Annotated in this window: 22 protein-coding genes; 9 read left to right on the top strand and 13 right to left on the bottom strand. The window is 63.1% G+C overall.

Features of this window, described 5'->3' with window-relative positions:
• Window positions 1-18 precede the first annotated feature (18 nt).
• The 3 genes from ACZ1JM_RS13085 (at window position 19) to ACZ1JM_RS13095 (ending at window position 4,308) form a co-directional block, all read left to right on the top strand.
• Window positions 19-1,356, top strand: a complete 1,338-nt coding sequence (locus ACZ1JM_RS13085) for a glycosyl transferase (protein WP_465132825.1) — start codon at window positions 19-21, stop codon at window positions 1,354-1,356.
• 283 nt (window positions 1,357-1,639) lie between these two features.
• On the top strand, window positions 1,640-3,634 hold the full coding sequence (gene thrS, locus ACZ1JM_RS13090; protein ID WP_465132826.1) for a threonine--tRNA ligase: 1,995 nt from the start codon (window positions 1,640-1,642) through the stop codon (window positions 3,632-3,634).
• Window positions 3,631-4,308 carry a spermine/spermidine synthase domain-containing protein gene (locus tag ACZ1JM_RS13095; RefSeq protein WP_465132827.1) on the top strand — a complete coding sequence of 226 codons (678 nt, stop codon included), beginning with the start codon at window positions 3,631-3,633 and terminating at the stop codon, window positions 4,306-4,308. Before thrS ends, ACZ1JM_RS13095 begins: the two co-directional genes overlap by 4 nt.
• A 7-nt stretch (window positions 4,309-4,315) precedes the next feature.
• Here ACZ1JM_RS13095 and ACZ1JM_RS13100 read toward each other — a convergent pair whose 3' ends face one another.
• The 5 genes from ACZ1JM_RS13100 to ACZ1JM_RS13120 form a co-directional block, all read right to left on the bottom strand.
• Window positions 4,316-4,666: a hypothetical protein gene (locus ACZ1JM_RS13100; protein WP_465132828.1), complete on the bottom strand. Its 351-nt coding sequence runs from the start codon at window positions 4,664-4,666 to the stop codon at window positions 4,316-4,318.
• Window positions 4,667-4,704: 38 nt separating this feature from the next.
• Window positions 4,705-5,592 (bottom strand): bestrophin family protein, encoded by an 888-nt coding sequence (locus tag ACZ1JM_RS13105; protein ID WP_465132829.1) that lies wholly within the window; start codon window positions 5,590-5,592, stop codon window positions 4,705-4,707.
• Window positions 5,589-5,846: a hypothetical protein gene (locus tag ACZ1JM_RS13110; RefSeq protein ID WP_465132830.1), complete on the bottom strand. Its 258-nt coding sequence runs from the start codon at window positions 5,844-5,846 to the stop codon at window positions 5,589-5,591. Before ACZ1JM_RS13110 ends, ACZ1JM_RS13105 begins: the two co-directional genes overlap by 4 nt.
• Window positions 5,847-6,215: 369 nt before the next feature.
• The gene (locus ACZ1JM_RS13115) at window positions 6,216-7,223 is read right to left on the bottom strand and encodes an agmatine deiminase family protein (protein ID WP_465132831.1); all 1,008 of its coding nucleotides are present in this window, start codon (window positions 7,221-7,223) and stop codon (window positions 6,216-6,218) included.
• Window positions 7,208-8,920: a M28 family metallopeptidase gene (locus ACZ1JM_RS13120; protein WP_465132832.1), complete on the bottom strand. Its 1,713-nt coding sequence runs from the start codon at window positions 8,918-8,920 to the stop codon at window positions 7,208-7,210. Before ACZ1JM_RS13120 ends, ACZ1JM_RS13115 begins: the two co-directional genes overlap by 16 nt.
• A 155-nt stretch (window positions 8,921-9,075) precedes the next feature.
• Here ACZ1JM_RS13120 and ACZ1JM_RS13125 point away from each other — a divergent pair, with 155 nt between their 5' ends.
• From ACZ1JM_RS13125 to ACZ1JM_RS13145, 5 genes are all read left to right on the top strand, one after another.
• A complete protein-coding gene (locus ACZ1JM_RS13125; RefSeq protein WP_465132833.1) occupies window positions 9,076-11,796 on the top strand; it encodes a bifunctional [glutamine synthetase] adenylyltransferase/[glutamine synthetase]-adenylyl-L-tyrosine phosphorylase in 2,721 nt (906 codons plus the stop codon).
• Window positions 11,796-12,278: a peroxiredoxin gene (locus ACZ1JM_RS13130; RefSeq protein WP_465132834.1), complete on the top strand. Its 483-nt coding sequence runs from the start codon at window positions 11,796-11,798 to the stop codon at window positions 12,276-12,278. The genes ACZ1JM_RS13125 and ACZ1JM_RS13130 overlap by 1 nt, the downstream gene beginning before the upstream one ends.
• 14 nt (window positions 12,279-12,292) lie before the next feature.
• Window positions 12,293-13,135 (top strand): ferritin-like domain-containing protein, encoded by an 843-nt coding sequence (locus ACZ1JM_RS13135; RefSeq protein WP_465132835.1) that lies wholly within the window; start codon window positions 12,293-12,295, stop codon window positions 13,133-13,135.
• 95 nt (window positions 13,136-13,230) lie between these two features.
• On the top strand, window positions 13,231-13,932 hold the full coding sequence (locus ACZ1JM_RS13140; RefSeq protein WP_465132836.1) for a M23 family metallopeptidase: 702 nt from the start codon (window positions 13,231-13,233) through the stop codon (window positions 13,930-13,932).
• Window positions 13,933-14,104: 172 nt separating this feature from the next.
• The gene (locus ACZ1JM_RS13145; RefSeq protein WP_465132837.1) at window positions 14,105-14,383 is read left to right on the top strand and encodes a histidine kinase; all 279 of its coding nucleotides are present in this window, start codon (window positions 14,105-14,107) and stop codon (window positions 14,381-14,383) included.
• A 4-nt stretch (window positions 14,384-14,387) separates the two neighbouring features.
• Here the strand turns inward: ACZ1JM_RS13145 and ACZ1JM_RS13150 are convergent, their stop codons facing one another.
• From ACZ1JM_RS13150 to cyoA, 8 genes are all read right to left on the bottom strand, one after another.
• Window positions 14,388-14,708: a GtrA family protein gene (locus ACZ1JM_RS13150; protein WP_465132838.1), complete on the bottom strand. Its 321-nt coding sequence runs from the start codon at window positions 14,706-14,708 to the stop codon at window positions 14,388-14,390.
• 227 nt (window positions 14,709-14,935) lie between these two features.
• On the bottom strand, window positions 14,936-15,499 hold the full coding sequence (locus ACZ1JM_RS13155; protein ID WP_465132839.1) for a response regulator transcription factor: 564 nt from the start codon (window positions 15,497-15,499) through the stop codon (window positions 14,936-14,938).
• A complete protein-coding gene (locus ACZ1JM_RS13160; protein WP_465132840.1) occupies window positions 15,496-16,848 on the bottom strand; it encodes an ATP-binding protein in 1,353 nt (450 codons plus the stop codon). Before ACZ1JM_RS13160 ends, ACZ1JM_RS13155 begins: the two co-directional genes overlap by 4 nt.
• Window positions 16,845-17,579, bottom strand: a complete 735-nt coding sequence (locus ACZ1JM_RS13165) for an SURF1 family protein (RefSeq protein ID WP_465132841.1) — start codon at window positions 17,577-17,579, stop codon at window positions 16,845-16,847. The genes ACZ1JM_RS13160 and ACZ1JM_RS13165 overlap by 4 nt, the downstream gene beginning before the upstream one ends.
• A gap of 2 nt (window positions 17,580-17,581) precedes the next feature.
• Window positions 17,582-17,989, bottom strand: a complete 408-nt coding sequence (gene cyoD / locus ACZ1JM_RS13170; RefSeq protein ID WP_465132842.1) for a cytochrome o ubiquinol oxidase subunit IV — start codon at window positions 17,987-17,989, stop codon at window positions 17,582-17,584.
• On the bottom strand, window positions 17,989-18,639 hold the full coding sequence (cyoC, locus tag ACZ1JM_RS13175) for a cytochrome o ubiquinol oxidase subunit III (RefSeq protein ID WP_465132843.1): 651 nt from the start codon (window positions 18,637-18,639) through the stop codon (window positions 17,989-17,991). The genes cyoD and cyoC overlap by 1 nt, the downstream gene beginning before the upstream one ends.
• 3 nt (window positions 18,640-18,642) lie before the next feature.
• A complete protein-coding gene (cyoB, locus tag ACZ1JM_RS13180; RefSeq protein WP_465132844.1) occupies window positions 18,643-20,655 on the bottom strand; it encodes a cytochrome o ubiquinol oxidase subunit I in 2,013 nt (670 codons plus the stop codon).
• Window positions 20,656-20,662: 7 nt separating this feature from the next.
• Window positions 20,663-22,009 (bottom strand): ubiquinol oxidase subunit II, encoded by a 1,347-nt coding sequence (cyoA, locus tag ACZ1JM_RS13185; RefSeq protein ID WP_465132845.1) that lies wholly within the window; start codon window positions 22,007-22,009, stop codon window positions 20,663-20,665.
• A gap of 191 nt (window positions 22,010-22,200) precedes the next feature.
• Here cyoA and ACZ1JM_RS13190 point away from each other — a divergent pair, with 191 nt between their 5' ends.
• On the top strand, window positions 22,201-23,514 hold the full coding sequence (locus ACZ1JM_RS13190) for an MFS transporter (protein ID WP_465132846.1): 1,314 nt from the start codon (window positions 22,201-22,203) through the stop codon (window positions 23,512-23,514).
• Window positions 23,515-23,533: the final 19 nt, after the last annotated feature.

The following is a 23,533-nucleotide window of genomic DNA, read 5'->3' on the forward strand; positions in this document are numbered from 1 at the left end:
AGCTAGAGGTCCGCTTCCATGAGCGCCAAGGTCATCCATTTCCCCTCCCGCCCGTCCCGCCTCGCCCTGCGGCTGGAGTGGTTCGCCACCGACAAGTCCGTGCTGCTGGGCATCTGGGCCGTCTATTTCGCGCTGCGAGCGGCGGTACTGCTGATCGACGTGGCGCCGACCTCCGATGCCGAGTGGTACTATTTGCGGGCCGCAAGCCTGGCGGCGGGGCAAGGCTATCTCGACAATGCCGGGTCGCCGACCGCGTTCTGGCCGGCGGGGTGGCCAATCGCCCTCTCGCTGGTGTTCGCGCAGTTCGGCGCTTCGCTGGTGACTCTCGGCCTGTTCAATCTGGTCAGCGCGATGCTGATCGGCGTGGCGACGCTGGCGCTGGGACGGCGTCTGTTCGGTTCCGAGGCGGCGGCTCGCGCCGGGCTGCTACTGCTGGCGGTCTATCCGAATGCCATCGGCTACGTCCCGCTGGCGCTGACCGAAGTTTTCTACACAGCGCTGCTGATGGCGGGATGCTGGGTGATCGTGACGCGCACGCACCGCTGGCAGTTGGTCAGCGCAGGCGTGCTGTTCGGCATCGCCACGCTGGTAAAGGCGCAGACGCTGGTGGTCGTGCCGCTGCTCTTTGCGATCGAGTGGCTGCGCACAGGCAACCTCTGGCGCCGCCTGCCGGGGCTGCTGGGTGAAGGGCTGCTGGTCGTCGCCCTCGCAGCGCTGACGGTGTTGCCGTGGACAATCCGCAATCATTCGCAGCTGGGCCACTGGGTCGCGGTTTCCACCAACGGCGGCTACACTCTGCTGACAGGAAACCACGACACCGCGACAGGCGATTATTCGCCCGACGCCCCGGTTGTGAAGGAACTGATGGCGCGACCCGGTCTGGACGAAGTCGCCCGCGATGCCGAAGCCCGGCGGCTGGCGATAGAATGGATCACCACCCATCCGGATCGCTTCGTGAAGCTGATTCCCAAGAAGCTGATGCGCCTGTGGTTGCCCGATGGCGAGGCGGAGTGGGCGTATCAGGGCGGCGCCCCCGGTTACGCGCGGTTCGAACTGGTCTATCGCGCGTTCAGGATCGTCAATCAGGGGTATTATGTGCTGCTGATGCTGGCTTTCGCCGCAGCCTTCTTCGTCATGATCGCGCGACGCCGCCGCGACGGGCAACGCTGGATCGGCTGGTGGCTGCTGCCTTATGGCATCGCCGTCTATCCGACGCTGATCTGCATCGTCTTTTCCGGCCAGTCGCGGTTTCACTATCCGGTCATGCCGTGGGTCTGCATGACGGCGGGGTGGCTGACGATCACCGTGTTGGGACGCTTGGCCGAACGGCGATCACCGCCTCCCACGCTGCATTGAGGCTGGCAATGCGACGGACCTCGACTCGTCCGCAGCGAATCGCTACATCGGCGTCATGACGCATGGTGCGACAACGACCACTACCAAGACTACCCGGCCAGCCCGGGCACGGTCGGTCGCGTCCTGAGGACGACAGCCACCGTCGCCCGGGTTTCGGGCGAGGCGGCGTCACTTTCCCGAAACGAAGCCATTTAACAGACGCCGACGCTTCACCAGCGCGCGCGCCTGTGCCATGGCCCGCGCGATAGTCCGGCAACGCCGGGAACAGGAAAGACGAGCTTCGATGTCCCAGATGTTCAAGATCAGCCTGCCCGATGGTTCGGTCCGCGAAATGCCAGAGGGATCGACCCCGGCAGACGTGGCTGCCGCCATCGGACCCGGTCTGGCGAAGGCGGCGCTGGCCGCGCGGATCGATGGCGATCTGGTCGATCTCAGCCTTCCTTTCACGGGCGATGCGCAACTGGCCCTCGTCACCAGCAGGGACGAGGCGGACGCGCTTGAACTCGCGCGGCACGATTTCGCGCATATCTTGGCCGAAGCGGTACAGGCGCTGTTCTCGGGTACGCAGATCACCTTCGGCCCTTCGACCGACGACGGCTTCTACTACGACTTCGCCCCCAGGGACCGGCCTTTTACCGACGAAGACCTGCCCGCGATCGAGGCGGAAATGCGCAGGATCATCGCCGCCGACAAACCGCTGCGCCGCGAGGTGTGGGACCGCGAGCAGCTGATCAGCCGCTGGAAGCAGCAGGGTGAAAACTTCAAGGCCGAATGGGCCGCCGAACTGCCCGGTGATGAACCCCTGACGGTCTACTGGTCCGGTGAGGACTGGTTGGACATGTGCCGCGGCCCGCACCTGCCCTCTACCGGCAAGCTGGATCCCGCCGCCTTCAAACTGACCCGCGTGTCCGGCGCCTACTGGCGCGGTGACCAGAAGAACGCGATGCTCAGCCGCATCTACGGCACCGGATGGCTGAACAAGAAGCAGCTGAACGCCCACCTGACGCGGCTGGAAGAGGCAGCCAAGCGCGACCACCGCAAGCTGGGCAACGAGATGGACCTGTTCCACCTTCAAGCGGAAGCTCATGGATCGGTATTCTGGCACCCGCGCGGCTACGTGATCTGGCGCGAGCTGGAAGCCTACATGCGCCGCGCCATCGATGATGCCGGTTACCGCGAGATCAAGACCCCGCAGGTCATGGATGCCCGCCAGTGGGAGCAATCCGGCCACTGGGGCAAGTACCGCGAAAACATGTTCGTCATCCCCGACGAAGTGCCGAACGTCGACGATGAAGGCCCGATCGTTTCGAACGAGGCGGAATGGATGGCGCTGAAGCCCATGAACTGCCCCGCGCACGTTCTGGTCTTCCGTCAGGGCATCAAGTCGTACCGTGACCTGCCCCTGCGCCTCTACGAGAACGGCTGCTGCCACCGTAACGAACCGCACGGCGCTCTCCACGGCCTGATGCGGGTGCGGCAGTTCACGCAGGACGACGCGCATATTTTCTGCCGCGAAGACCAGATCGTAACCGAAGTGCAGGCGTTCTGCGAACTGGCGGACCGAATCTACAAGGACTTCGGCTTCACGTACTCAATCAAGCTCGCCCTGCGCCCCGAAAAGCGCTTCGGCAGCGAAGAGATGTGGGACAAGGCTGAAAACGAGCTGCGCGACGCCGTCGTCAAGGCGGGTCTGGCGACTGCCGAGTACGGCTGGGAAGAACTCCCCGGCGAAGGCGCTTTCTACGCACCCAAGCTGGAATGGCACCTGACCGACGCGATCGGCCGCACCTGGCAGGTGGGCACGATCCAGTCCGACCGCGTGCTGCCTGAACGGCTCGATGCCCATTACATCGGCGAGGATGGCGAAAAGCACCGTCCCGTCATGCTGCACCGGGCGATTTTCGGGTCGTACGAGCGGTTCATCGGCATCCTGATCGAACACTTTGCGGGCAAGCTGCCGGTATGGCTCGCCCCGGTTCAGGCCGTCGTCGCAACGATCGTGTCCGACGCCGATGCCTATGCCACCGACGTCGCCGCAAAGCTGAAGGCGGCCGGAGTGCGCGTGGAAACCGATCTGCGCAACGAGAAGATCAACTACAAGGTGCGCGACAATTCGATGAAGAAGGTTCCTCACCTCCTCGTCGTCGGCAAGCGTGAAGCGGAGGAAGGCACTGTGGCCCTGCGCACGCTGGGGTCCGAGCACCAGAAGATGCTGTCGCTGGACGATGCGATCGCCCTGCTCAAAGCGGAAGCCACCGCACCGGACCTGCGGTCATGATCCAGCGCGAGCTTCTCGACACCGCGTGGATCCCGGATGGGGAGAAGCTCGAACTCTATCGGCATGACAAGGACTTCATGATCGTCCTTGGCCACAACGAACTGATGAGCAGCCGCAAATGGGGCTCGGAAGAAGCGCTGGCGACGATGGCGTACGATCGCGTGAAGGGATCGCGCAGCCCGCACTTGCTGATTGGCGGTTACGGCATGGGTTTTACTCTACGCGCGGCGCTACGGGTACTGCCGCAGAACGCCAAGGTGACGGTGGTCGAGCTCGTGCCAGAGATCATCCAGTGGGCGCGAGGCCCGATGGCGCACATGACACTGGATCATCTGGAAGATCCTCGGGTCAATCTGGTGATGGGGGACGTTGCTCACGTAATCGAAGGAGGTCACGGCGATTACGACGCGATCCTGCTCGACGTGGACAACGGGCCTGACGGGCTGGTCCGTGAAGACAACAACGTCATCTATTCAAAGGTAGGGCTGCGATCAGCCAAGCGTGCGCTGACACCCGATGGAGTGCTGGCCGTGTGGTCGGCCGGCCCCGACCCCGCGTTCAATCGGCGTCTGGAGCGGGCCGGCTTTGCGGTGGACGAACTGAAAGTCCACGCTCGCAGCAATGGCAAGGGCCCGAAGCACGTCATCTGGTTCGCGTCCAAGCGAGAAGACTGAACGCCGGTCAGGATCGACGTTCAGGTTCGCCTAGTCGGTCCAGCCAGGCACGCGCCTGCTTGGGTTCGCCGACGTCGTGCGACTTGACCGGCTTACGCTGGGCCAGGAATTCCCGGTGAAGATCGAAAGGCTCCATGCCTAGCCGATCGCGGAGGTCGTCGATTTCGGCTGCCTGATCGACAAGCCCCTGCACCGTTGGCTCCACTTTCGCGCGGGCGACCTTGTCCGAATTGTGATCGAACAGCCCCCACGTCCCGGCCGCCGTCGCGCGCAACGCCGCCACCAAGGCGGCGCGGTATTCCGCTTCAAGGTCCACCCGCAGGTTTTCCATCCGTTCAAGTCTGTCGGCTCTGGCCATACCCTGCCTTGATCGCTGCGGGCGACCGGGTCAACCGATCACCACAGGATGCCTTCCTTGTCCGGACCAACCGGCGCGGGCGCCTCCATCCCGATCGACTGCAGCAGGTCGATCTCGATCGTACGGCACATGGCATTCAGCGGCAAATCGTGAATGCCGTTCGCGAACGGATCCACCAGATCGTCGCCGATCGTCAGAACCGCCAGGAACATCAGCCCCGCAAGCGTCGACCCGAGCGGCGTCGCGAACTGCAGCGTTTCGACCAGACCGATCGGCAGCAGGACGCAGAACAGGTGGGTGAAAAGCATGGGCAGGAACCGGTACTGAAACGGCAGCGGCGTGTTCTTCAGGCGCTCCATCCCCCCTTGCGCATTGGCGATGTCAACCAAAACGGCTTCCATCTGAGCCTGTTGGATGGTGTCGATCCATCCGTTGCGACGCGCTTCGTCGATGCGGCGGCCGGTATCGTCCAGGATGCCGTTCGCCACGTTCGTTCGCGTCAGCGCCAGGTCGGCATCGTGCCGCGGCAGCAGCCTGAGCACTTCTTCGTCAGGCGGCAACCGCCTGAGCTGGCATCGCAGCGCATTCACGTAAGCGATCTGCCGCATCACGATGCGTCGTTTGTAATCCGACGCTTCTGGATCGGGCATGAAGTTGCGCACCGAACGTGCGATGTTGCGGCTGGCGTTGATCATCAGGCCCCACAGCCCGCGCCCTTCCCACCAGCGTTGGTAGGCTGAATTGCTGCGAAAGCCCAGGAAGAGGCCCAGCACGGTGCCGAACAAGGTCACCGGCAGAGCCGGCGCCTTGAAGGGGAGGACGTAGTACGTGATGGTGACCACCACGTCCCAGATGAACAATACGGTAAGCGGCTTCCAGACTTCCCGGACTACGCGGGTCGGATTCGGGAAATTGCTGACGATCATTGGGGAAGTGCAGTCTCCGGTCGCGGCTTCTGCGCCAGCTTGACGGCGTAACGCGTCTGGCCAGAGTCCTCAGGTTTTTCCGTCGAACGAGCCATGGCGATCGATGTTCCGGTGGCGGGGCGAATGGAGAACCAGTTCACCCGGTCTGCCGCGATGAGAAACGCCAGCACACCACAACCGAAGAGAAAGAGAAGGCCATTGCCTACCAGCGATTCGCGCAAACGGGTGCGCTCTGCATCTGTCATACTGCGCATAGGAAACTCCAAAATCAGGTTCGCGTCCTAATTGGGGGAGCGTGATTTCAATTGCATCAGCCGTTTGCAACGAATCTTTGCTGCAACGCATCATGAAGGTGTGCGGTGCAACATCATAGACAGGATGCAGAATTCTGCGGTTTCGCAACGGAAATATTTGGAAAAATTAGAGAGACCCTAGTCGGGTCGTGCTCAGAACGGCAGCGGAGTGCGCGCCAGAATAAGCGCCAGAGCGCAACCGCACACAATCATCGGTCGCACGATCGCATCGCCTATTGGCAGCTGCATATGTCGAGCGCGAGCGAGGATCCGAGCCATGACCATGGCAATCGCATGGTAATGGTTGCCGAACCGTTAAATAGGGTCAGTTCAGGTTGCTTTGATAGATGCAGGCATCTGCTGGCTCGAACAGTGGAACGATCCACCGCCAGCCAGCACAGCATCCGCAAGCACGCCCACCACATCCCGGTCGGGGAACAGCGCGGCAATCGCCGCGACGCCATCTTCATCATGCGCGGTACCGTAGGTTGGCACGACCACCAGCCGGGAGGTGATTGCGAAGTTCATGTAGCTCGCAGGCTCCACCCGGCCGCCGTCACTTTCCAGTCGGCCCGGAGACGGCACATCGGCCACGGTTACGCCCATGGCCTTGGCTCGCGCCGCCGCATCGGCGTAGATTGCGGCATTCGGATCTTCGGCTCCAGTTGCACGAGGTACCGCGAGCACGTTGGTGCTAACGAACCGGGCAAGATTGTCGACATGCCCGTCGGTATGGTCGTTGATCAGGCCATCGCCGAGCCACAATACGCGATCGTACCCGAGATCACGCTGCAGCCGCATTTCCAGATCGGCACGAGTGAGATGCGCGTTGCGATTAGGATTGAGCAGGCATTGCTCGGTCGTCGCGACAAGGCCGGTGCCGTCGCCATCCAGCGCACCGCCTTCGAGTATCCAGTCGGCCAGTTCGACATCGAGGCCAGCTTCTCGCGCCAATTCCTCGCCGATTTCCTGATCGCCATCCATCAGGTACTTGCCGCCCCATCCGTTGAAGCCGAAGCGCATCGCCTTTCGGGTACCGTGCTGGTCCGCCACCACCAGCGGGCCGGTATCCCGTAACCAGACATCACCATAGCGCCGGGTTTCGAGGATGACCTTGTCCGAAACAAGTGCCGAGGCGCGCGCACGATTGGCCTCGTCCCGCACGAGCAGCCGCACTTCCTGCCCGCTATCGGCGACGGCGTTGGCGAACGCGGCCATCTGCTCCTGCGCCCGTTCAAGGAAACCGGGCCACTCGACCGGATCATGCGGAAAGCCGATCCAGATCCAGTCCTGCGGGTGCCATTCGGGGGGCAGGGCAAACGTCACTTGGGGCTGCATCCCTTTGTTGCGGCGGCACAGGCCTTGTCGCGGATAGCGCGAAATTCGTCGCCCCTGCGCCAGTTCGGCCATGTCGAACCATCTGCGAGTTCACGGCCCAGATCGTATAGCAGCGCCGTATCCTGAGCGATGCCGCTCCAATCCCAGTCATCGGCATATTCGTCCGCAGGGGCGTGATAGCGATTGTCGGTATAGTCCTGCGCGGCCTTTTCACCTGCTGCCTTGCCGCCCGTCACCAGATCGTTACTGCGTTCGATATTGAACATCGGCACGCCCCGCTTGGCGAGGCTGAAGTGGTCCGACCGGTAATAGCCACCGCGTTCGGGGTGATCCTCCGGCACATCGGTAAGCCCGCGTGCGGTCAGAGCCTTGATGTATATGTCGCCGAGTTCCGATTTGTCGCCGCCGATGGACGTGTAGGATCGCGCTGGTCCGGTCGGCAGCAGCGCGTCCATGTTCACCCCGCCCACCGTGTGATCAAGCGGATAAATCGGGTTCTGGGCATAGAATTCCGAACCCAGCAGGCCGGATTCCTCAAGCGTGAGGGCGACGAAAACCTGGCTGCGCTCGGCTGGGCCGGCTTCGGCGTTCATCTTGGCGATGCCGGTCATCACGGCGACGCCGGTCGCGTTATCGACCGCGCCGTTGCAGATGTCGTCTCCGGTTGCATCGGCGGTGCAGCGTCCCAGATGGTCCCAGTGCGCGGAATAGAGCACGTACTCACCCGGTCGCGTCTTGCCCGGAAGAATGCCGACGACGTTGTTGGACGTTGAGCGGCGCACGGCGTTGTCGAACCCGAAGCTCACCTTCAGTCCCAGCGGCTGCGCCTTGAAGCCCTTTTTCTGGGCGGCGGCCGTTAGCGTCGTAAGATCCTTGCCCGCCGCCTTGAGCATGGCTTCGGCGACCGGCTTCTGGACCCAGCCGTTGGCGACCGTCTGGTCCATGCCGTTGTCGGGTTTCTGGACGTAATACTGCGCGCCGGTCCAACTGGAATTGACGACCTTCCAGCCATAAGCGGCAGGGAACGTGTCGTGCACGATCAGCGCAGCAGTGGCACCCTGCCGTGCCGCTTCCTCGAACTTGTAGGTCCAGCGACCGTAGTAGGTCATCCGGCGCCCCTTGAAGATGCCTGTTTTACCCTCCTGCGCGTAATCCGGGTCGTTGACGAGGATGACGGCCGTCTTCCCCTTCATGTCGATGCCCGCGTAGTCGTTCCAGCCAAGTTCTGGTGCGTTGATGCCGTAGCCGACGAACACCAGTTCGCTGTCCTTGACCTGGCTGGCCGGCGTGACACGATAGCTGGCAGCGACATAGTCCTCGCCCGGCTTGAAAGAAAGCGTCGTCCCGCGGCCGGATATGGTGAGCGGCGTGTAATTGCTCCCGGTGATCTCGACTGTCGGGACCGGCTGCAGCCATTTCCCCTTGTTGCCGGGCTGCAGCCCCGCCTTGCGGAATTGCTCGACTATATAGTCCAGCACTTTGGGTTCGACCGCCGTGCTGGGTGCGCGGCCTTCGAAGTCGTTGGCGGACAGGCGCTTGGTGATTTCCTGCATCAACGGAACCGGCGCGTCTGGCTGGGCGCCCGCGTCCTTGGGCGGTGGCAGCGCGGTTCCCTTGGGCAACGGGCCGTCCTGCGCCGTGGCGACCGTGCAGACACCCAGCGCCAGAACGGCGGCGGCCGACAGGAAATGTTTCATCGAGAGCACCTTACGCCAACAATGCCCGCACAGGTGCCAGAGCGGGCAGCGGCGCACAAGGCCCCGGCGATACGGGTTGTCCTTTAGCGCCGAAATGCCTTCCTACTGCTGGGCATCTCTTGCACCCCGCCCCCGACACGGGCAGGAACCAGCGTATGAGTGCGGACTGGACTGAAGCGATCAACCGGGCGCGGCTCCACGCGCCTTACCTCGCCGGGGCGCTGAACCGCCTGCCCGCGTTGACGGACTTGCTCGCGGCGGGCGACAGTGCGGGGGCACTGGCCTACGCCAATCAGGCCGGAGCAGGCGCGCCCGACACCGGGGCGCGGCTGCGACGAGAGAAACAGGCGCTTTCGCTCGCGCTGGCAATCGGCGATCTGGCGGGGGAGTTCCCGTTGCTCGACGTCACCGGTGCGCTATCGTCCTTTGCGGACCGCGCGCTCGACGCCGCGATCGTGGAGGGCATCCAGCGGCGCGTTCCCGATTTCGATCCGGCTGTCGCGACCACCGGCGTGATCGCCCTGGCGCTTGGCAAGCACGGGGCGGGCGAGTTGAACTACAGCTCCGACATCGACCCGATCCTGCTGTTCGACCCCGACCTGCTCCCCAGGCGCGAACGGGACGAACCCGGAGAAGCGGCGCAACGCATGGCCCGCACGGTGGTGGAGACTTTGTCGCGCGTCGATCGTGAGGGGTATGTCTTCCGCGTCGATCTGCGCCTGCGCCCGGCATCCGAAGTCAGCCCGCTCGCAATTTCGGTGAACGCGGCGCTGACGCACTACGAATCCTCCGCCCTCACTTGGGAGCGGGCCGCCTTTATCCGTGCACGGGCCTGTGCCGGCGACGTGGCTGCGGGCGAAGCGTTTCTCAATGCGATCCGTCCTTTCGTCTGGCGACGCAGTCTCGATTTCGGGGCGATTGCCGAGATCGGACGCCTGACCGCCCAGATCCGCGCCAGCACGCGCGGTGGCCCCACGGTCGGGCCGGGCTTCGACCTCAAGAAAGGTCGCGGCGGAATCCGGGAGATCGAGTTCTACGCCCAGACCCATCAGCTGATTCACGGCGGGCGCAACCCTCATCTGCGCCTTCGCGGAACGCGCGCAACGCTGGATGCCCTGGCCTCCGCCGAACTGATTTCCATGGATGAGGCGCAGATGCTCGGCAACAGCTACGACCGCCTGCGCACGATCGAGCACCGCTTGCAGATGATGCAGGACCAGCAGACACACATCCTTCCCAAGACCTCCGAAGCCATCGATGCCGTCGCCCGCCTGGACGGTCTGCCGGATGGAGCGACGTTGCTGCGCGAACTGACTGACATCACCGAAGCGGTGGGTGCTCGTTACGATGCCCTGATCATGGCCAACACCCCGCAGGGCAGCGTTCAGGTGGCCGTGCCCGATCAGTCGTCACTCTCCGAAGAACTGGAAGCCCTGGGATTCGCCGATCCCATTGCCCTGTCCGAAAGGATCGGCGGATGGCTCGACGGCAAGGTACGCGCCCTGCGTTCGGACGCGGCGCGCAACGCCTTCGGGGTGATCCGGCACGACCTGCTCGCTGCGCTTGCCGCCGCCCCCGAACCGGAACGGGCGCTGGCGCGATGGGAGGAACTGCTTGGCAATCTGCCGAGCGCGATCAACCTGTTCAACCTGCTGGAAGCGCGCCCTGCGCTGATCGACCAGTTGGCACGTATCCTGGGGCTGGCGCCGCCGCTGGCCGATGCACTGGCTCGGCGGGCGGACCTTCTGGATCCCCTTATCGACGCCAGCGCGTTCGACCTACCCGGCTCGATCGAGGAGTTGGTGGCTGACTTCGCGCGATTCGAGCGCGGCGACGATTACGAACGCAAGCTCGACGCCGGACGCCGAAAGGTCGGCGAACTGCGCTTCAGGCTCGGCGTTCAGCTAATCGAAGGCGCCAGCGATCCCATCGAAGTCGGCAAGGGCCTGTCGCGGATCGCCGAGGCGGCGCTTGTCGTGCTGACTGATGCTGCAGTGGAGGAGTTCCAGTTGGCCCATGGCAAAGTGCCGTCCAGCGAATTGCTGGTGCTCGGTCTGGGCCGGATGGGCGGCGGGGTTCTGACCCACGCCTCGGACCTCGACCTGATCTACCTGTTCGACGGCGATTTTCATGCCGAATCCGATGGCCCCCGTCCCCTTGGAGCCACGCATTACTACAATCGCCTGTCGCAACGGGCCATTTCAGCCCTCTCAGTCGCGACTGCACAGGGTGCGCTTTTCGAAGTCGACACCCGGCTGCGCCCATCCGGGGAGCAGGGACCGCCCGCCGCCAGCGTTGACAGCTTCGAGCGTTACCAGCGCGAACAGGCCTGGACCTGGGAGCACATGGCTCTGTGCCGGGCACGACCACTGTATGGATCGGCCCCGTCGCGCGAAGCACTACAACGCATCGTCCACGCGGCTCTCACCGCCCCTCGCGATACGGAAAAATTGCGAGCCGACGTGATCGAAATGCGCGCCAAGATGGCCAGCCACAAGCCGCCTCGCGGGCCTTTGGACGTGAAGCTCGCGCGCGGCGGACTGGTCGACCTGGAGTTCCTGATCCACTTCGTGCAACTGCGGGAGCGCGGCCCCGGCCTCTCCCCTGATCTTGGCGACGCGGTGCGAACGATCGTTGCAACAGGCTTGCTGCCTGAACCGCTGATCGATGCGCATGATGCGCTGACGCGGTTGCTGGTCGCCGGGCGGCTGCTGGCACCCGATAACCGGCTTCCCGGTCCGGCCGCCCGCTTGGCGCTTGTTCGCGCCTGTGGCTATGAGGATTGGGAAGCGCTGGAACGTTCGCTAGCGCAAGCCCGCTCGGACGTGGCTGATGCCTGGCGCAACGCCTTTGGTGAAACACTGGAGATAGACTGATGACCGCCCCTGCCGCCCGCCCTCACGTTGGTGACGCCTTTCCCGACATCGCCTTGGAGACACCGGAGGGCGGCACCGTCAAGGCATCCGACTTTGCCGGCAAGAAGCTGGTGGTGTTCTTCTATCCCAAGGATGCGACGCCCGGCTGCACCACTGAAAACATCGAATTTTCCGCGCTCAAGCCTCAGTTCGACGCGGCGGGTGTCGCCCTTCTTGGCGTCAGCAAGGACTCGGCGAAAAAGCATCAGAGCTTTATCGCCAAGCACGACCTGAAGGCCCCGCTCGCGACAGATGCGGAGGAAAATGGCCTTTCCGACGCCCTTGGTATCTGGACCGAAAAGCAGAATTACGGCCGCACGTACATGGGCATGGTCCGCACGACCTATCTGGTCGGGACCGATGGCAGGATCGCGCAGGTCTGGGACAAGGTGAAAGTAAAGGACCACGCCGCCAAGGTCCTTGAGGTGGCTAAAGCGCTTTGACACCGTCGTCCAGCTTGGCCGTCGCCATCCGTTCGGCGCTGGAAGAGTGCGACGTCCGCGCCAAAGTGATGTCAGCCCGCAAGGTCGCGCTTGATTGGCGGGGCGGAAGACTGGCGTTCAGTTTCGACGTGCCGATGCCCGACACGCCAGGCCGCCCGGACGCGCCGGAATTGCTGCCTCCCGCCCGGATGCCCCGGCGCGGGAAGGCGGGATCGGAGCGCGGACGCATCGCCCTGTGGCATTCGCTCGCGCACATCGAATTCGTCGCCATCGATCTCGCGCTCGACATGGCTGGCCGGTTCGGGGAGCAGATGGGGCCGGAATTCGTAAGCGACTTTCTCTCGGTCGCGGCGGACGAGGCGATGCACTTCGTCCTCATCGACCGCCACTTGCGCATGATGGGAAGTCACTATGGCGCGATGCCGGCGCACGATGGTTTGTGGGGCGCTGCCAGCGAGACGAGCCATGATGTCGCCGCCAGGCTGGCCGTGGTACCGATGGTGCTGGAAGCGAGAGGTCTGGACGTGACTCCTGGCATGCTGGAGCGCGCTCAGGCCGCTGGTGATCTGCGCGGCGCTCGTATCCTTAAGCGAATCCTTGACGATGAAATTCGGCATGTTCGATTCGGCGCAAATCATTTCGCCGTGGTTGCGCAAACGAGTGTTCAGGACACTGCAGACCTGTGGAAATCGCTAGTTTTTCGTTACTATCGCAGTAACTTGAAGCCACCGTTCAACGATTCAGCGCGGCTTGCTGCCGGTCTACCGCGCGATCTTTATGCGGCTCTTGCTCATCAGGAACCAAAAAGCATAAGCCTTTTGCAGCGAGAAGGCGGGGGGTTCCGACCATCTCCATAACCTAGGCACGGCGCTCGATAGAGGTTGCCGCGCTCAAACAACGTCGCGCTCCTCGGGTTGCACTGGGCGCAGCGGCGGATAGTAAGGTATTGCGAGTGGTCGTAACGAAATTCTTCGCCAAGTTCCGCGCAGTGACTGGTCTCTTCGTCGCAGCAGGTCTTACCGTGGCCGCCCATCCTGCCATGGCCAACAGCAGCGCCGCCGCCGATATTTCAGGTACTCTTCGTTCGCAGACGGCGAACCAGTCGGTCACTGGCGGTGAGGACGAGCAGTTCCGTCAGCTTTTCAGCTCATGGCAGAATTTCGAAGAAACCGGCCTTGCCGCCGCCAAGCCGAAGCCCGCCGTAGCCGGTAGCTTCGCATCCATCGCAATCCCTTCGCGCAACCCGCTCGCCATGGAGCGTATGACCAGCACGTTCGGCATGCGGGATCACCCCATTCTCGGCGGCCGTCGCGCTCACAAAGGCGTCGATCTTGCTGCCCCCACCGGAACCCCGATCTACGCTACTGCAGACGGCACCGTCAGCCGCGCATCGTGGTTCAGCGGTTACGGTCTCTACATCGCCCTCGAGCATGGCGGTGACATGCAGACCCGCTACGGTCACATGTCGCGCCTGAACGTCGCCGAAGGGCAGCACGTTCGCAAGGGCGACGTCATCGGCTTCGTCGGCAGCACCGGCAATTCCACCGGTCCGCATCTCCACTATGAAGTGCGTGTAAGCGGTGAAGCGGTAAACCCCATTCCTTACATGCAGACCGGCATCGCCGTTGCTGATGGCAGCGCCAAGGGCGGCTGATCTACCGGACTTGAGTTTGAGAGGGGAAGGGGCGGCTTGCGGGCCGCCTTTTCTTTGCCTGTTTTAATTCCTCACGCCACTATGCCCAACGATGGCACACCAGCGAGAGGCGCGTTCCAAATCGGGCCGTGCTCACCTATACCGCGCGTCCAAACATCCGCATTGGTTGAGCATGACAAAGACCGGCTTTCGCCCCACTCCGAATTTGCGTGAACGCCGCAGCAAGCGGTGCGCCCGGTTCGCTCTGACGGATTCGCGGGATGTGGAAATCCCGGTGATCGTGCGCGATGTCTCCGCAAAAGGCATCAGCGCCGCCGCCCTCGGGTCACCGCCGTCAATCAACGAGGTAGTCCGCGCCAACCTTGAAGATGGCCGTGAGTTGTGGGGTCTGGTTCGCTGGCAGGACGGCAACTTGTTCGGCGTGGAATTCGATACGCGACCCGAAACCTGACGCCCTATACCTCGTGGAAGTTCAGCGTTGCGTTGAGGATGAAGACGATTGTCCCTGCACACATGGAAACAACCACCCGCGCGACCAGATAGTGAAGTTCGATAGGACCGGTCAGCAGAGCGAAACCGCCCAGGATGATCGCCAGCCCGATAAGCGCGTTGCCAAGAAACAGGACATAGCCGCTGAAAAGGCCGCGATCGCTGTCCTTGAAAACCCACAGCCGCGCGAGAACGTAATTGAGCGCGTTGGCGGTCAGGAAGCCGATGGTCACGGCTACGTACTTGTCCACGCCCAGCTTTGAAACCATGGCCCAGATCAATGCCATGTCGATCAAAAAACAAAAGGTAGAGGCAACCGCGTTGCGCAGGAACAGCACTGCTCCGTGACGACTGAAAAGGCCCGGGTGGTCACGACCGTCCGGGTGCCGGTGCAGGGAACGCGAAATGAGCATTGCTTGGCCAACTCTGACGATGGAAACTTGTTTCCCCTAAGCGACATCAACATTACCGCAGTGCGGCAAGACGTGACGGGTGTCAGTTGCCCGGACAGGGGTCAGAGCTGTCGTTTTTCCAGCTTGCGGGCAAGCGTGCGGCGATGCAGCCCCAGCCGCCGGGCGGTTTCCGATATGTTGAAATCGCATTCGACCAACGTCTGGTGGATGTATTCCCATTCCAGCGTCTTGATCGAACTTTTGCGCCCTTCGAGGGGCACACTAGCATCCCCGCGCAAACTGATGAACGCGGCTTCTATGTCATCGGTATTCGACGGTTTGGCGAGATAGTGCGCCGCGCCCAGCTTGATCGCCTCCACCGCCGTGGCGATGCTGGCATATCCGGTGAGCACGACAATCCGCGTCTGCGGCGCATGGGCGTGAAGCGCTTCGACCACTGACAGGCCCGATGCCCCGCCCAGTTTCAGATCGACTACCGCAAAGTCGAAGCTGTCCGCCCTATACAGCGCCTCCGCTTCTTCGGGACTGCCAGCGGAGGCCACGCGGTATCCCCGGCGTTCGAAAGAGCGGCGCAAGGTCCGTGCGAACGTGGGGTCATCCTCAACGATGAGCAGGCTCGATCCGGGGCCAATGGCCTGGTCTTGCGCAGCGTCTGTATCGCTCATGCGTTGCGGTCCAATGCGGGCGCGGAAGGGCCCGACATGGCCAATGTAGCAAGCGGGATCGACAGTTGCACGCTCGCTCCCCCGTCACGCCTGTTCTCGACCGAAACCGACCCGCCCAGCTTGCGGATCACGTTCACCACCAGGAACAGGCCAAGACCACCGCCGTCCCTGCCCTTGGTCGAGGCATAAGGCTGACCGATGCGGTCCTGCATCTCCGGCGCGAACCCGGGGCCGCGATCGTTGATGGTCAGGACCAGGCTAGCCCCATCAACGCCGTGATCCAGCCACGCCTCGATCACCACGAGTTCCGAGGACACTTCCATGGCGTTGTCGATGACGTTGCCGATGACCTGTCGTAGGCCCGGATCGGCGATGATGGTGAGATCACCCTCGTCCGTGCCGAGGCGATCCAACAGCCGCAGCTCGCCCGGAATGCGCGCCCGCCATTCGTTGGCGATGTCCTCCACGAAGGCCCGCACGCCGGTGACGGCAGGATCCACGCCGCGTACCTCACCGGCCGACATCAGGATGCCGGAGACGATCGTCTTGCAGCGTTCCAGTTCGCGGCGCACGTCGGTCAGGTCAGCGGCCATGTCGGGGTCGCTGGCGATCGCGGGTTCGCGGCTCCAGTCGCCCAGGATCACGGAGATCGAAGACAGCGGCGTGCCCAGTTCGTGCGCCGCCCCCGATGCGAGCAGGCCCATGCGGATGATGTGGTCCTCCTCTGCCGCCTGCTGGCGGAATGCAGCCAGTTCAGCGTCGCTCTGCCGCCGGTTGCGATCCAGCCGGACGACGAAAACGATCAGCAGCACCGCCGCAAGCACAAAGCAGAATAGGCTGCCCAGGATGTAAAGGCGAAAGGGATCGTCGGCATGCAGCGGCGGCAGTCGCAGGGGCACATAGCGCCACGTCAGCAATGCCATGCAAAGGCAGGCGTTCAGCGCGACCAGCCAGCTCCAGCGCGCCTCAAGGATGATCGCTCCGATGACGATCTGCAGCAGGAACAGGAACGTAAAGGGGTTGGTCGCCCCGCCGGAATGATACAGCTGCCAGCACAGCGCGACCACATCGACCATCAGTGCGGAGAACAGTTCCCGTTGGGAGAAAGAGCGGCGGCGTTTAACCAAGCTGGTGGCGACAAAATTGAACACCATCAGCAGGAGAGGCGCGATCAGCAACGGCGCAAGAGGAAGCTTCACCTCCAGCGCCGCCGACACGATGATGATTGTCGCCAGCTGACCGAAGACCGCGATCCAGCGGAGCTGAGTGAGAAGGACGACGCTGGATCGGCTCGGCGAACTTCCCGCCATTCCCGGCGGCGCGACGAACGCCGCGATCCGGTCGATCATGCGCGCCGCCAGACGTAGACGAGCGCACCGGCTGACAGCAGCGCCATCGCAAACCAGGTGATCGCATACGTCAGGTGGCTGTCGGGAAAGCGGATCTGGGTGAGACCCCCCACGGGCCTGACGCCAGCAGGCCCAGACTGCTCCGCCCGTTCCGTCTGCGCATCGATGAAAGCGGGGGTGACCTTGCCGATGCGCCGCGCGGAGGCCAGGCCATCGACGTCGCGCGAATACCAGCGATCGTCGACAGGGCGATTGGATTGCAGAAAGCTGCCGCCCGGCTCGGTGGCGCGCAGCAGGCCGGTCAAGGTCACGCGAGTTTGGGGAGTTGAACCGGCGACCGCGCTGACCTTCGTCCCCTCCGGCACGAACCCCCGGTTGATCCAGACCTTCCTGCCATCATCGAGCCGCAGGGGCGTCATCGTCCAGTACCCGGTTCCAAGTTCGGTCAGCGCGCGCACCAGTGCGGTCGCCTGGGGATCGTAGCGCCCCGATACGCGAACGCGAAGATATTCAAGGCCCCCCGCTGCGGGAGCGCCCAGCCGATCGTCCGTGGGAAGCGCCACCGGATCGGCGCGTACGCGTGCTTCCACCCTGGCGATCAGCGCATGCTTCCAGTGCATGCGCTGGACCTGCCATGTCCCCAGCGCCACAAAAGCGGCAATCGCCACAACCAGAAGCGCGGCAAGCCCGATGGGCCGCCGCGCTTTGGAAGACGTCTGGGATTGGCCCACGGTCAGGGCATCTGGCTCATGTCATGGGTCATCGGCATCATGTTGTGATTCAAGTGATACATGACCCACAGCGATCCCGACAGCGCGATCACGACGACGACGATGGTGAAGATCAGCGCCATCACCGTCCATCCGTTCTCAGACTTGGTGTTCATGTGCAGGAAGTAGATCATGTGGACCACGATCTGCACGATCGCGAACGCCATGATCACGAGCGCAGTCGCCTGCTTATCTCCGATCGCGCCGGTCATCACCAGCCAGAAGGGGATGGCGGTCAGCACCACCGACAGCAGGAAGCCGATGACGTATTCACGCAGCGAGCCGTGCCCGCCTTGCTCCATCGTATCATGCTCATCTGCTTCGGGATGCGGATGCGCGGCGGCCTGGTTGTGATTGTCGGGGTGGGCCATCACAGCATTCCCATCAGGTAGACGAAGGTGAAGACGCCGATCCAGATGACGTCGAGGAAGTGCCAGAACAGTGAAAGGCACATCAGTCGGCGCTGGTTCGCGGGGATCAGGCCCCTCGTACCGATCTGGGCGACCAGCGTGAACAGCCATATCAGGCCGAACGTGACGTGCAGTCCGTGCGTGCCGACCAAGGAGAAAAAGGCGGTGAGGAAGCCCGAACGCATCGGCGTCGCGCCTTCATGGATCAGATGATAGAACTCGTACAGTTCGATCCCCAGGAACGCCATGCCAAACACCGCCGTCACCAGCAGCCACGCCTGCGTGCCGCCCTTGCTGCCCTTTTCCATCGCCAGCATGGCAAAGCCGTATGTGATGGACGAGAACAGCAGCATCGCGGTGTTGAGCGCCACCAGCGGCAGTTCGAACAGGTCCTTCGGTCCCGGCCCGGCGGCGTAGCTGGAGCCCAGCACGCCATAGGCCGCGAACAGCATCGCGAAGATGAGGCAGTCGCTCATCAGGTACATCCAGAAGCCCAGCATGGTACTGCCGCCTTCGGGATGGTCGTGCTCGTTCAAGTCATAGAACGCGGCCTGCAGCTGTTCCTGGCTCAGGTCGTGGGACTTGGCCGATGCGGGTATCGTTGCGCTCATGGCTCAGGCTCCCGCAGCGGCCAGCTGGCGGGTCCGCGCCGCCTCGGTCTGCTCGACCGTCTCGACGGGGATGTGATAGTCCCGCTTGTAGTTGAAGGTGTGGACAATCGAATAGCCGATGATCCCGGCGAACGAGATCGCAGCAAGCCACCAGATATACCAGATCATCGCAAAGCCGCAGGCAATCGACAGCGCCGCCAGGATCAGCCCGGTGCCCGTGCTCTTGGGCATGTGGATCGGGCGGAAGCCGGTGGTCGGACGCTCCACGCCGCAGCGCTTCATGTCGTCCCACGCGTCGATGTCATGGATGATCGGCGTGAAGGCGAAGTTGTATTCCGGCGGGGGAGAGGACGTCGCCCATTCCAGCGTGCGGCCGTCCCAGGGATCGCCCGTTTCATCCTTCAGCTCCTCACGCTTCCAGATGGACACCGCGAACTGGACGAGCATGGCGCCGATGCCGCCCGCAATCATCAGGGCGCCGAACGCCGCGACGAGGAAGTAGGGCTGCAGCGATCCGTCGTCGAACACCCGCATGCGCCGGGTCACGCCCATCAGGCCAAGGATGTAGAGCGGCATGAAGGCGAACCAGAAGCCAGGAACCCACAGCCAGAAGCTGACCTTGCCCCAGAACTGGTTGAGCTTGAAGCCGAACGCCTTGGGCCACCAGTAGTTGATCGCCGCGAAGATGCCGAACAGCACGCCGCCGATGATCACGTTATGGAAGTGGGCGATCAGGAACAGCGAGTTGTGCAGCACGAAGTCCGCTGGCGGCACGGCGAGCAACACGCCGGTCATCCCGCCGACGGTGAACGTCAGCATGAAGGCGACAGTCCACATCATCGGCAGTTCGTACCGGATGCGCGCGCGGTACATCGTGAACAGCCAGTTGAACAGCTTGGCCCCGGTGGGGATCGAGATCACCATCGTGGTGATGCCGAAGAACGAGTTGACGCTGGCGCCGGACCCCATCGTGAAGAAGTGGTGCAGCCACACGAGGTAGGACAGGATGGTGATGACCAGCGTCGCATAGACCATCGACGAATAGCCAAAGAGACGCTTGCCGCAGAAGGTCGCGGTCACTTCCGAGAATACGCCGAACAGCGGAAGGATCAGGATGTAAACCTCAGGGTGGCCCCAGATCCAGATCAGGTTGACGTACATCATCGGCGATCCGCCGAAGTCGTTCGAGAAGAAGTTGAAGCCCAGATAACGATCGACCGAGAGCATCGTCATCACCGCCGTCAACACCGGGAAAGCGGCGACGATCAGGATGTTAGTGCACAGCGCGGTCCAGGTGAAGATCGGCATGCGCATCATGGTCATGCCGGGCGCGCGCATCTTGACGATGGTGGCGATCAGATTGACGCCTGACAGCAAGGTCCCGACGCCCGCTATCTGCAGGGACCATATGTAATAGTCCACGCCGACCCACGGGCTGTAGGCAAGGTTCGACAGCGGCGGATAGGCCAGCCAGCCGGTCTGCGCGAATTCGCCGATGAACAGGCTCATCATGACCAGCACCGCGCCGGCGGTGGTCATCCAGAAGCTGAAGTTGTTCAGGAACGGGAAGCTGACGTCGCGCGCACCGATCTGCAGCGGCACGATGTAGTTCATCAGGCCGGTGACGAAGGGCATCGCCACGAAGAAGATCATGATCACCCCGTGCGCGGTGAAAATCTGGTCATAGTGGTGCGCGTTGAGGTATCCCTCGTTCCCGTTGAACGCCATCGATTGCTGGATGCGCATCATCACCGCGTCGGCGAAGCCGCGCAAGAACATGATCAGGCCCAGCACCATATACATGATGCCGATCTTCTTGTGGTCCACGCTGGTGAACCATTCCTTCCACAGGTAGCCCCACAGCTTGAAGTAGGTGAGCCCTGCGACGAGCGCCGCGCCGCCCAGCGCCACGACCACAAACGTCGCGAGCACGATCGGCTCCTGCGGAAGGGCGTCAAGCCACAGGCGGCCCAGCAGCGGGCTCCAGTGCGAATGGTCTACGGCTTCGATTGCCATGATAGTGTCAGTTCCGGGTATTCAGGGAAACATGGGCGGGCTTGTCGGTCGAAACGCGCGCGGGCATCTCGTCGCGGTTACCCAGTCCGATCGATTGCGGTGCGGTCAGGCCCGCGCCGTTGAGCGAGCGCATGTCGCTCGGCGCGTAGACCGTACCGTCGGGCGCAGTGCCCGGGATCTGGCGGCAGAGCGCCCGCACCCAGGCGAGTTCACGGCGCACGGCGTCGGTCGGCGCGGCATTGGCCTCGACACTCGCCTGTCGGCCGTTTTTGTCGTATTCCAGCATCGAGACGTTCCGGATGCCGGCTTTGCCAAGGCCACCGCGGGCGTCGATCGCTATCATCTCGCTCATGCACATCTTGCCCGGCTCGACACACATGTCGACGATCGCCTTGTAGAGATCGGGCTCGACGCCAGAGAAGCGGATGGCGGGCACCTTTTCGCTGGGCTTTTCCAGTTCGAGGTACGTGACGCGGTTGAGCATGCCGCCCATGGGCTTGCCGCTCGGCGCGTCGGGCAGCGGGGTATCCGCCGTTTCGCCCGGGGTGCGGTGCTGCTCGGGCGCAGCCTTCACTTGCGCCACCCACTTGTCGAAGTCAGCGTCGGAGACGGAATTGGCCGCGAAACGCATGTTGGAGAAGCCGGCGCCGGAATAATTGGCCGAGAAACCTTCGAACTTTCCGGTCTTGTTCATCACCGCATGCAAGCGCGTTTCCATCCCCGGCATGGCGTAGATCTGGCCCGCCATCGCCGGGACGTAGAACGAATTCATCACGCTCGACGACGTGATCTTGAACTGGAGCGGGCGGTTCGTCGGTACGACCAATTCGTTGACCGTGGCGATGCCCTGCTCGGGGTAAATGAACAGCCATTTCCAGTCGAGCGCCACCACGTTCACTTCCAGCGGCTTCGCATCCTTGGCGACCGGCGTTTCACCATCGATCCGGCCCACCGTGCGATAAGGGTCCAGCAGGTGGGTGCTCACCCAGGTCACTGCGCCAAGGCAGATGATGATCAGCAGCGGCGCGGTCCAGATCAGCAGTTCCAGCTGCGTAGAGTGGTCCCAGTCCGGCTCGTACTTCGCGTCCGTGTTCGACGCACGGTACTTCCACGCGAAGATCACCACCGCCGCCATGACCGGAATGACGATCAGCAGCATCAGCAAGGTCGAGATGACGACAAGGTCGCCCTGCTGACGCGCCACGTCGCCCGCCGGGTTCAAGACGACCGTATTGCAGGCGCCAAGCGCACCGATCAGGCCAATGGCTGAAAGGCAGCGCACGTTGAGGATGCGACGCAAGCCGATGCCAGAAGCGAATCGGCGGCGGTTCAGACGGAACTGGAGCGGGTGCATGACGCTGCGCCTAGGCTCGTGCTGCGATTGCGAACATAGGACATTTTGTCCAATCCCCTTCAGCTGCGGCAAAGTCGATAGGCAACCGCTGTAAAGCAAAGGCGCATGTTGCGCCGCAAAGCGATTCGCGGACGCGTGGAGACTTTCGCCCGACCGCGTGTTAGTACCAGACAAAGGCTGCGAGACGCCAGATGAGCACTGCCCCGATTCCCACCCGCGAGGACCTCGGCCTGCCGACGTTCAAGGCGCTGCATAAAATCTCTCCGGCAGAGATCGCGATCGGTGTGATCATCGGGCGCACGTCCGAATTCTTCGACTTTTTCGTGTATGCCATCGCCTCGGTGCTGGTATTCCCCAAGCTGTTCTTCCCGTTCGTCGATCCGCTGACGGGAACGCTCTATTCCTTCGCCATCTTCGCCCTGGCATTCATCGCCCGTCCGATCGGATCACTGGTCTTCATGGCCGTCGACCGGGCCTACGGGCGGGGGGTGAAGCTGACGATCGCTCTGTTCGGGCTGGGCGGATCGACCGCCGCCGTCGCGTTCCTTCCCTCGTACGAAACGATGGGCATGACCTCGGTCTGGCTGCTGGCGCTGTGCCGCATTGGTCAGGGCTTTGCGCTGGGCGGGACGTGGGATGGGCTGGCATCGCTGCTGGCCCTCAACGCGCCGGAAAATCGCCGCGGCTGGTACGCGATGATCCCGCAGCTTGGCGCACCATTCGGGCTGATCGTGTCGAGCCTCTTGTTCGCGTTCATGATCTACACGCTGCCCGCGGCGGACTTCCTCGACTGGGGCTGGCGCTATCCGTTCTTCGTGGCGTTCGCGATCAACGTCGTTGCGCTGTTCGCTCGGCTACGCATCGTGGTGACCGAGGAATTCCAGAACCTTTTCGAAAGCAAGGACCTTCAGCCGGTCAGCGTTACCGGCACGGTATCGCGCGAATGGCGCACGATCGTCATCGGCGCGTTCGCGCCGCTGGCAAGCTTCGCGCTGTTCCACATGGTCACCGTGTTTCCGTTGTCCTGGGTGTTCCTGTTCACCAGCGAAGCACCCACCGGCTTCCTCCTGATTGAGGCGCTGGCCGCTGCCTTCGGCGTGGTCGCCATGATCTTCTCGGGCCGCCTTGCCGATCGTTACGGCCGACGGACCCTGCTTGGCGCGTGCGCCGTGGGCATCGCGGTGTTCAGCGGCTTTGCTCCGCAGTTGCTGGACGGCGGCGCGGCGGGCGAAATCGTCTTCATGATCTCCGGCTTCATCCTGCTTGGTCTAGCGTTCGGGCAGTCCTCGGGCGTCGTTTCCTCCGCCTTCGCGACGGAGCACCGCTATACCGGCTCGGCCCTGACCAGCGACCTTGCCTGGCTGTTCGGAGCGGGCTTCGCGCCGTTGGCCGCGCTGTTGCTGTCGGTAAAGTTCGGCCTCATCGCTTCGGGCGGCTATCTGCTGTCCGGCGCTTTGGCGACGCTGATCGCGCTGTGGTTCAACAAGGAACTGGCCAGCCGCTGATCCCGGCGGCCGAACTCCG

Source organism: Novosphingobium sp. BL-S-24 (assembly GCF_055521575.1).